Annotated in this window: 7 protein-coding genes; 4 read left to right on the top strand and 3 right to left on the bottom strand. The window is 32.7% G+C overall.

Going from position 1 to position 9,049, the window contains the following annotated elements:
- Positions 1-171 precede the first annotated feature (171 nt).
- The 3 genes from FWJ34_RS06565 to FWJ34_RS06555 form a co-directional block, all read right to left on the bottom strand.
- Positions 172-1,161 (bottom strand): ABC transporter permease, encoded by a 990-nt coding sequence (locus tag FWJ34_RS06565; protein WP_396231729.1) that lies wholly within the window; start codon positions 1,159-1,161, stop codon positions 172-174.
- A gap of 137 nt (positions 1,162-1,298) precedes the next feature.
- Entirely contained in the window at positions 1,299-2,849 is a 1,551-nt protein-coding gene (tnpC, locus tag FWJ34_RS06560; protein ID WP_308254525.1) for an IS66 family transposase, read from the bottom strand.
- Between the two features lie 9 nt (positions 2,850-2,858).
- The gene (locus FWJ34_RS06555; RefSeq protein ID WP_308254524.1) at positions 2,859-3,248 is read right to left on the bottom strand and encodes a protein kinase; all 390 of its coding nucleotides are present in this window, start codon (positions 3,246-3,248) and stop codon (positions 2,859-2,861) included.
- Positions 3,249-3,596: 348 nt separating this feature from the next.
- On the opposite strand from FWJ34_RS06555, the gene FWJ34_RS06550 reads away from it, so the two are divergent.
- The 4 genes from FWJ34_RS06550 (at position 3,597) to FWJ34_RS06535 (ending at position 8,930) form a co-directional block, all read left to right on the top strand.
- Positions 3,597-4,352, top strand: coding sequence for a hypothetical protein (locus tag FWJ34_RS06550; protein ID WP_308254523.1), 756 nt, complete (start codon positions 3,597-3,599; stop codon positions 4,350-4,352).
- A 39-nt stretch (positions 4,353-4,391) separates the two neighbouring features.
- Positions 4,392-4,658 carry a TIGR02450 family Trp-rich protein gene (locus FWJ34_RS06545; protein ID WP_308254522.1) on the top strand — a complete coding sequence of 89 codons (267 nt, stop codon included), beginning with the start codon at positions 4,392-4,394 and terminating at the stop codon, positions 4,656-4,658.
- Between the two features lie 273 nt (positions 4,659-4,931).
- Entirely contained in the window at positions 4,932-7,847 is a 2,916-nt protein-coding gene (locus FWJ34_RS06540) for a DEAD/DEAH box helicase (RefSeq protein WP_308254521.1), read from the top strand.
- A gap of 171 nt (positions 7,848-8,018) precedes the next feature.
- The gene (locus tag FWJ34_RS06535) at positions 8,019-8,930 is read left to right on the top strand and encodes a branched-chain amino acid transaminase (RefSeq protein WP_308254520.1); all 912 of its coding nucleotides are present in this window, start codon (positions 8,019-8,021) and stop codon (positions 8,928-8,930) included.
- Positions 8,931-9,049: the final 119 nt, after the last annotated feature.

Here is a 9,049-nt window from a genome sequence, read left to right as displayed (position 1 = left end):
CGCACTTTAAGTGCGCTCGAACATTGATTAGTCAATCAAAGGATTGAAAAGAAAAAAATCAATTTATTTACTCTTTTTATCAAAATCTGTTAATTTTAACTCCGAACTCCGAACTCCGAACTCAGGTGCTACCTTATCCAATAATTTTATGTCGAATGCAGGTAAGATTTGTTAAATAATGTCTTTTCTTTTTTGCATCATCCATGTAATAGCTAAATAAATGAGACTATGTAAAAGTAACATTTGCCAATTGAGGCTTAAATTACTCCAATCAGGATTATATACTTCAGTAATTTTAAAGGGTGCTTCAATTTTTGTACTATCTGGTAATACTTTGACTTTTGGTACTAAACTATTAATATTAACCAATGAACCATAAGCACCTACAGACCAACGACTAATCATTGACCATGATAAATATTTACCAAAGCCTTCTATCTTGAATAATACTCCGGAAAAGATAATTTGTGGTAATAAAAGTAAAGGTAAAGCACTATTAGCTTGAGTACTATTTTTCACCGTAGCGGAAGTCATTAAGCCTAAACAAAGGGAAGCAAAAAGAGTTAGAAAAGTAGTGATAGTAACTCCTGCTAACCATGAAATTGTCTCGGATTCAGGAGGAGAAAAGGCAACTAAAATAACCCCTACCATTAAAATAGTTTGTAAAAAAGCTAATATACTTAAAACACTAATTTTTGATTTTAAATAAGCAAATAAATTCAGGTTTACTAATCTTTCTCTTAAATAAATATCGTTCTCTTTTACTATTTCTTGTAAAGAAGTTGCTAAACCAACCCAAATACCTGCAGATGTGAAGACAAATATAACTGTTTGTGCTAAAGATGGAAGGGCAAGATTTTCTTCATTTCCTAAAATAAAAGGTTCTTTTTCTCTAATAGCCAAATTTATTAAGAATACACCAATAGGTGCTGTTAATAATGAAATAATTAAGTTAACTTTATCTCTAACTATTAGCTGATAATATCGCTGACATAAAATTAATACTTGACGAATAAAATTACCTTTAACCTTTTGAGGTTTAGCAGTTACTTGACTTTGATGATCAGTTCCAAATTTTTGTCTTATATATTTAAAATAATATTGAGATTTTTGAAACTTATTCGCTGTGTCTAAAACAGCTTGTTGATTATCTAATTGTATATAAATATCCGCAAAATCTCCTGTTTTTAACTCAAAAAATTTCGTGGCATCTTCATAATTACCAAAATAACATAAGTTACCTCCCTGCCCTAAAAATACAAGGCGATCGCATAGATTAATGGTAAGCGTTCAGAGGGCTACGCAACAAAAAGACTAGACTCATCATTAGTGGAATTATGTGCAGAATTTTGAGTAGGAATTAAAGATGGTGTTTGGCTTCTTTCTCTACTCCCTTTAATTGTTTCTCTCATAAATTCTAAAACATTGCGATTTTGACAACGTAAACTGCTAACCACTGTTAACATTCTACCCACGAAAATACTTCCTTCTTGACTCTGTGAACCAAAGCTAGTTCGTTTCCACAATACCGCAGGACGAATCGCTCTTTCTGCTTCATTATTTGTCGGTTCTAATCCTTCTATTTCTACAAATAGCCATAGTGCTACCTCCACTTTTAACAATTGCCGACAAGTACGGACAGTTTTTGCTAATGGTGTTTTCTCTTTTGAGAAAATCTCATATTCAGCAACCGAACTCAGAATTTCTCTCAAACGATTTCTAATCGGTAATATTCTTATTTTAAACTCTTGGAGACTTAATGTTCCATCTCTGACTTTTCGCCACTGCCGAAATAATTTTTTTTCTTGTGCTAATAAATCTCTTCCTATTTGTCCACTTACACCACTTCTTTCAGATATTTTTTGAAACTCTCTTTTTAAGTGAGCCCAACAAATTTGTCTTTTTTCGACACTTACCCAATTATAGCTACCGTAACGGTCACTACTTAATATCCCCTCAAAATTTTCCGCCAATAAATCCATGGCTGCTTGTGTGGAACGGGATAACAAAACTTGAAAAAAAACCACTAATGGTGTTACCGCTACCCATAACCATGCTTTTTTCTTAGTGGGATTTTTATTATCGGCATTTCCTTGAGTGAAACCTGTTTCATCACCACATACTTTTTCTGATGATTGAATATAACTTTTTGCCTCCAATACTGTTTCTGATAATGCGATACTGGCTTCTTTTCTTAGTCTATTCACCGTTCCTAATGCCATCTTCACTCCCAAAAAATCATCCATTGCTGAGACGATCATTCGGTGAGAATGACGATATACCCCACTCATCAAAGCAACTAAGGCTACCACTGTGGCACCATATCCACTCTCACAGATTGATTCGGGTAATTTAGCTCTGGTTTTTTCCCCACAATGGTTACATTCGAGCTGATGTAATCTATGTTCAATTATCTCCAATTTAATGGGGGGGATTTCGACTATTTGATGAGGATAAGGGCTTTCATCCTTTCCCGATAGTCCTTCCCCACAACACTTACAGGTTATGGGAAAATGATTTTCGATACTGGTACATTCTGATTCATCATATAGAGGACGACTATAGCCTAGATGACCTGATTGTCCACCTCTCAATCTTTTCTTTTTGTGATTCGTTTTTTTCTTGTCTGGTTTAATTAATTCTGTGGAGGGGGGAATGCTGGAATTTTGAGAATTACAATTAACTTTTTCTTGCAAGTTTTCTTGGGTTTTCTTTAATTCTTCCAGTTCTTTTTGTAATTTTTTAATAGTCAATTTTTGTTGCACAACTAAATCTTTAACTCGTGAAGGAGTTAAATCCCAGTCTTCTTCGGTAACGTAATTAGTTTCTGGTAGTTGCACTTTTTCCATTCCTCTAAACTACCACATTTCGTTCCCCCCTGAACGCTTACAAATAATTAGACATTGCTCTTGACTAATCACCCCTAATTGTGCTAAGTTTTTACCCTCAATGTATTCTTGCACTAAGTAAAATTTTCCTTCTAGCACAAAATAAGCATATAAAGAATAAGCATATAAAGTGGGAATTTGGTTACAATGTGCTCCTAATTGCTCTAGTGTTGAGGCTTCTCGCTTAAATAACTCCTCCAGAATTTCTGAAGAAGTTTGCTCATTTATAGGCTTAATACATTTGATCACCATTTCTTTTCGTGACGGCATTTGTAAATCCTTTGCCAAAAAAGTTTCTCCAAATCCCCCTGCTCCAAGTTCGGTTATAATTTCATAGCGATCAAGAATTATTGAAGACATTTTACCATTTCCTCTTTTGCCTTAAATAGAAATACTTAATACAACTATAAACCTTACTTTTTAAATTAGATCAAAATAATCAAATTTTCACAAGTAGTAGAGTTGGCATTGCGCACCAGTTAATGTTTTTATATGTGTTAGCTATCAGCTTTCAATGGTAAGCTTTAAGGTATAGTAAGATTTACAGATTTATTTTTTAATCTTTAATTCTTCACGAATGATTTAGGATTGCTATATATTTATTCTTGATTGTTAATTCCCCATCCCTGATTTTATCCTAATTTGACGATCTTATGATAAAATAAGTATTAATTTTATGTTATACTTTTTTTTAGTATTTGTAATGCTGTGAATATCCTCGATAAAAAAAATACTGTTACTTTTTCTGCTGAGATAAAAGCTCTATTTACTTCTATAAATCCTGAAAAAATTGCGGTTTTACCAACTACAGAATATGAAGGAATTTTTCGTAATGGTGGTGTCGGTACTTATTATAAAAATTTAGCAAAAAAATTAAACTCTGATGGTTGGTATATTATTTTAATTTCCTGTGATGCTGAATCTCATTACTTAGGAGAATCTCATTTAGATGAAGTTAAACATATATTCACCACTAATCAGGTTAAAAAAACTCTTAACTTATCATCTTTTCATTATCAAATTTTAGACTCTGTTGCTTCAGAATGGGTAGATTATTTGGGCTATAGTTGTTTATTTTTTCTTCAAGCTATTAATTATCAATTTCCTGATAGTAAAATCTATGTAGAATTTCACGAAATGTTAGGTATTAGTTATCCAAGTCTTCAGGCAAAACAAACGAAAATTTTAGAGGATAATTGCACCATTGCCGTAACAATGCACAGTGGTCATGAATGGATTTATGAAGCTAACGAAAAGTATAATATAGAATATCCTGAATGGTTGTGGCAGGTAGCACATTATGAACAATATTCCTGCGAAAATGCCGATTTGGTGTTTTTCCCTTCTCATTATTTAACTACAAGGGTGCAATCGTATGGGTGGAATTTAGTAAAAGCCGATCATATGCCTAATTATATCCCTGTGGAAGAACCAGTATCTCTAAGTAATATAAGGTTAACATAAAAATTTGATATTCACTGCGTTAATTTGTTATTTATAATAATGGCTAATAAACCAAAATTTCCTCACTTATTAGGCTCAAAATGGACGGCAAAACAAAAAACATGGGGATGGAGACATTTTCAAGTCATTAACCGTAAAAATGAAGCTAAATGGGTATTTGCAGAGATGATTGCTTCTTGTGATAATAGTGTTCGTTTTTGGATTAATGCTCAACAATTAAAAGATAGAGATTTATGGATTCCGGGATGGGAAACTTGTAATCGGCTTAAGGATGAATTGAAAGAAGATAAGCTGACAGGTGAATAAGGAAAACGAAAAATATATAAATATTTACGAAGTATTAAAATTTGAAGGTGATCAAAGAGAAAAATTCGATAGAATTGTTAATAAATCCTTAATCTTAGATAATCGGAATTAAGATAAACCTTGATTATAACTCATATTTTATTACTTATTTTTACCCTATTAAATGCCAAAATTATCAAAAATTATTATATTTTTTATTGAATCTCTACAGTTAAATTTTTATATTAAACTTATTTAAACGTCTTCCTTTATTATTAACATATTATATGAATTATGAATCCTATTAATTTAGATTTTAATACCATTTTCCCTTATAAATTAGATGATTTTCAACAAGAAGCGATGGCTTATTTAGATGAAAATAAATCTGTAGTTGTAACTGCACCAACAGGTTCAGGTAAAACTTTAATCGGTGAATATGCTATCTATCGAGCTTTAATTGAAGGAAAAAGAGTTTTTTATACTACCCCATTAAAAGCCCTTTCTAACCAAAAATTTCGTGATTTTCAAGATAAATTTGGTCAAACTTTATTACCTGAAACTAATACTTATGCTGAAATTGGTTTAATAACAGGGGATGTGTTAATCAATCCTTCTGCTCCTGTTATTGTCATGACAACAGAAATTTTCCGTAATATGCTTTATAGTACTCCCATCGGCGAAGTGGGTACTTCTGTACGAGATGTCCAGACGGTAGTATTAGATGAATGTCATTATATCAGTGATCCAGGTCGTGGTACAGTATGGGAAGAATCGATTATTTATTGTCCTCCTCATATTCAATTAGTGGCGTTATCGGCTACTATTGGCAATCCTCAAGAATTGTGTAGTTGGATAAATAATGTTCGTCAAGCTAATTTTCAACAGGGTATTATTAGTGAATGTAAATTAGTTAATTCTGATTTTCGCCCTGTACCATTAAAGTTTTATTTTAGTCATAATAAAGGTTTATTTCCACTTTTCAATGAAAAAAATCATAAGTTAAATCCACAATTAAAAGGTGTTTTAGCTACTAATCATCGAGGTAAATTTAATCCTAAAGATTGCCCTACGATTAAGACAATTGTTCAACAATTAAATAACCAAAATATGCTTCCTGCTATTTATATTATTTTTAGTCGTAGAGGTTGTGATCAAGCTGTAGAATCTTTAAGTTATTTTAATTTAGTTAATGTTGATGAAAGTAGGAAAATTTTGCTTTATTTACTTTATTTTTTAATGATCGAAAATTTAGAATTACAGGAAAAAATAGTCCAATTTGCGAGAAAAGAGCATGAGATCGCTTATAAAAAGATTATCGGTTTTATTGCTAATTATGAAAAAGCGGGAGAAGAATTAGTTGATTATTTAATTGATAAACCTTTATTTAAAGAACGTTTATTAAGATTTTTAGCCGACAATAGTGAGTTAGTTAGAAGTAGTCAAATTGAGCCTTTAACTAGAGGAATTGCCGCCCATCACGCTGGAATTTTACCCTCTTGGAAAGAATTAGTTGAGCGCTTATTTGAGTTAGGTTTAGTCAAAATTGTCTTTGCTACTGCTACCCTTGCTGCTGGAATTAATATGCCTGCTCGTACTACTGTTATTTCGGCTTTAAAAAAAAGAAGTGATGATGGACACCGTTTACTTACACCTTCTGAATTCATGCAAATTGCGGGTAGAGCAGGGCGTAGAGGTATGGATAAGGTTGGGTACGTTGTCACCGTTCAAACACCCTATGAAGGGGCTTTAATTGCTTCTAAACTAGCCAAATCACCTCCTGAACCTCTTCGCAGTCAATTCACTCCTAGCTACGGTATGGTTTTAAATTTACTACAAACTCACAGTATTGAAGAAGCTAAACAGTTACTAGAGTTGAGTTTTGCTGAATATTTGGCACAATTACAACTATTACCCCAAGAAGAGGCGATCGCTAATTATACTACAGAGTTATCTCGACTTGATATTATGTTAGCCGGATATGATAGCAAAGATTTGGCTAATTATGAGAAATTAAAAGAAAGACGGAAACAAGAGAAAAAAGTCCTCAAATTATTTTATAGGAATTGGATACAGCAAAGACAAAGAGCGATTATGCTTTATTTAGAAAATTTATCACCAGGTAGTATTCTGAATTTAAATCGAGAAAATAAGAAAAATCCTTATAGTATTCAAGGGGTTTTTATGACACATATTCCTAACGGCAATCAAAAATTTTTGCTGTGTTTAGGGAAAGATAATAACTGGTATATCGCTTCTTTTGCTGATGTTATTGATATTAATGGCGGAAGGATTCCTTCTACTTTAATCGAAATATTAAACATTCCTGAAGGGCAAGACATTAAAATTGGTTTATGGTGTCATGGAGATGAAAATACATTATCTGTGAGTAAAATTATCAGTGAATATGAACAAGAATACGCTCAACCCACTCAAGAAATTATCCAACAACAACAAAGAATTTTAGGGTTAGATAAAGTTATTACAGAAAATCCCTTAGATAAAGTTGAAAAAATCGCCCAAATCATCAAAAATAATCGTAAACGACAAATATTGAAACAAGAGTTAAGCAAAATTCAAATTCAATATCAAAGATACAAGTCTAGTAGTTCGTATTACTGGCAAGAATTTATGGCGTTAATCGAAATATTACGAGAATTTGGTGCATTAGAAGGATTTACCCCCACTTTATTAGGAGAAGCGGCTGCCGTGATTCGAGGAGAGAATGAATTATGGTTAGGTTTAGCCTTAATGTCTCAACGTCTCGATTTCCTTTCTCCCCATCATTTAGCCGCCGTAATTACTGCTTTAATTACTGAACCAGCACGATTTGACACATGGGTGGGGTTTGAAGCATCACCAGAAGTGTTAGACGCTTTGGGATTACAAAAAATTGAAGATGTAAACTATAATTCTCAACAGGAGTTATGGGAAATTCGGCGTAAGTTATATCAATTACAAAATCGTTATGATATTAGTATCCCCGTATGGTTAGAACGAGATATGATTGGTTTATCCGAAGCCTGGTGTTTAGAGGCAACATGGGAAGAAATTTCTAAAAATACCACTATGGATGAGGGGGATATTGTCCGTGTTTTGCGTCGTACAGTTGATGTATTAGTACAAATCCCTCAAGTGCCGGGCATTTCTGGTAATCTGATTAAAACGGCAAAAGAAGCTGCTTTAAAAATGAAGCGTTTTCCGATTTAGGAATGAGGAAAGAATAAATCCCTTATTACAAGCCCATTAAAAATCATTGCAGAATGCTACTAATTCCAGCAATCTTATTTTTTCTCCGTCTCATGGATTGTCAACAATTTTAATGATAGGATGGAGTGATCTATGTAAATTTATATTTATCAGACTATTAAATCGTAAATCATGTCAGATTTTTTACCTATCGCCTACTTTGAAGGCAAATTTATTCCCTTTACTGATGCTAATATTTCGATCGCCACTCATGCGTTACATTATGGTACAGGTGCCTTTGGTGGCTTAAGAGGTACAATTAACCCTGCAAATCCTCAACAAGTGTTATTATTTCGTTTAGATCGTCATTGTCAGAGATTAAGTAATAGTGCTAAATACTTACATTACGAATTATCACCTAATCAGATTCAGGAAGTAATTATCGATTTTGTCACGAAAAATAAACCAAGTAAACCTTTTTATATTCGTCCCTTTGTTTATACTTCAGATTTGGGGATTGCACCACGACTTCACAACATCGAAAAAAACTTTTTTGTTTATGGCTTAGAAATGGGAGATTATCTTTCCCCTGATGGTATTAGTTGCCGTATCAGTTCATGGTATCGTCAAGAAGATCGTAGTTTACCATTACGAGGTAAAATCAGTGGAGCATATATCACTTCTGCTTTAGCAAAAACTGAAGCCGTTGATAGTGGTTTTGATGAAGCAATTTTGATGAATTCCCAAGGTAAAGTTTGTGAAGCTACGGGAATGAATCTTTTTATAGTTAGAAATAATAAATTAATTACTCCTAGTTTTGATCAAGATATTTTAGAAGGAATTACTAGAGATAGTATTTTAACTATTGCTAAAAATTTAGAGATAGAAATTGAACAAAGAGAAATAGATAAAACTGAATTATTTATCGCTGATGAAGTCTTTTTATGTGGCACTGCGGCGAAAGTAACCCCGGTTAAAAGAGTCGAAAATTATCACCTTCCTCAAGAGAAAAATATCACTAATAAAATTAAGGAAAAATTAACGGCTATTACCGAAAATAAAGAGCCTAATTATCAAGATTGGGTAACAGTTATTGATATTTAATTAGGGGTGCGTCAAAAACTATGACGGGTAAGGTTAGAAATACCTCTCTTTATCACTAGAGGTGTTTCATTCTTAAATTTTTAATTTAGTTAGCGAAAAAGGAAAAAGGAAAAAAGGCA

This window comes from Geminocystis sp. GBBB08, from assembly GCF_016743215.1.
Classification (GTDB): Bacteria; Cyanobacteriota; Cyanobacteriia; order Cyanobacteriales; family Cyanobacteriaceae; genus Geminocystis.
Note: the sequence above shows the minus strand (reverse complement) of the source record. Positions and strands in the feature narration are given on the sequence as shown.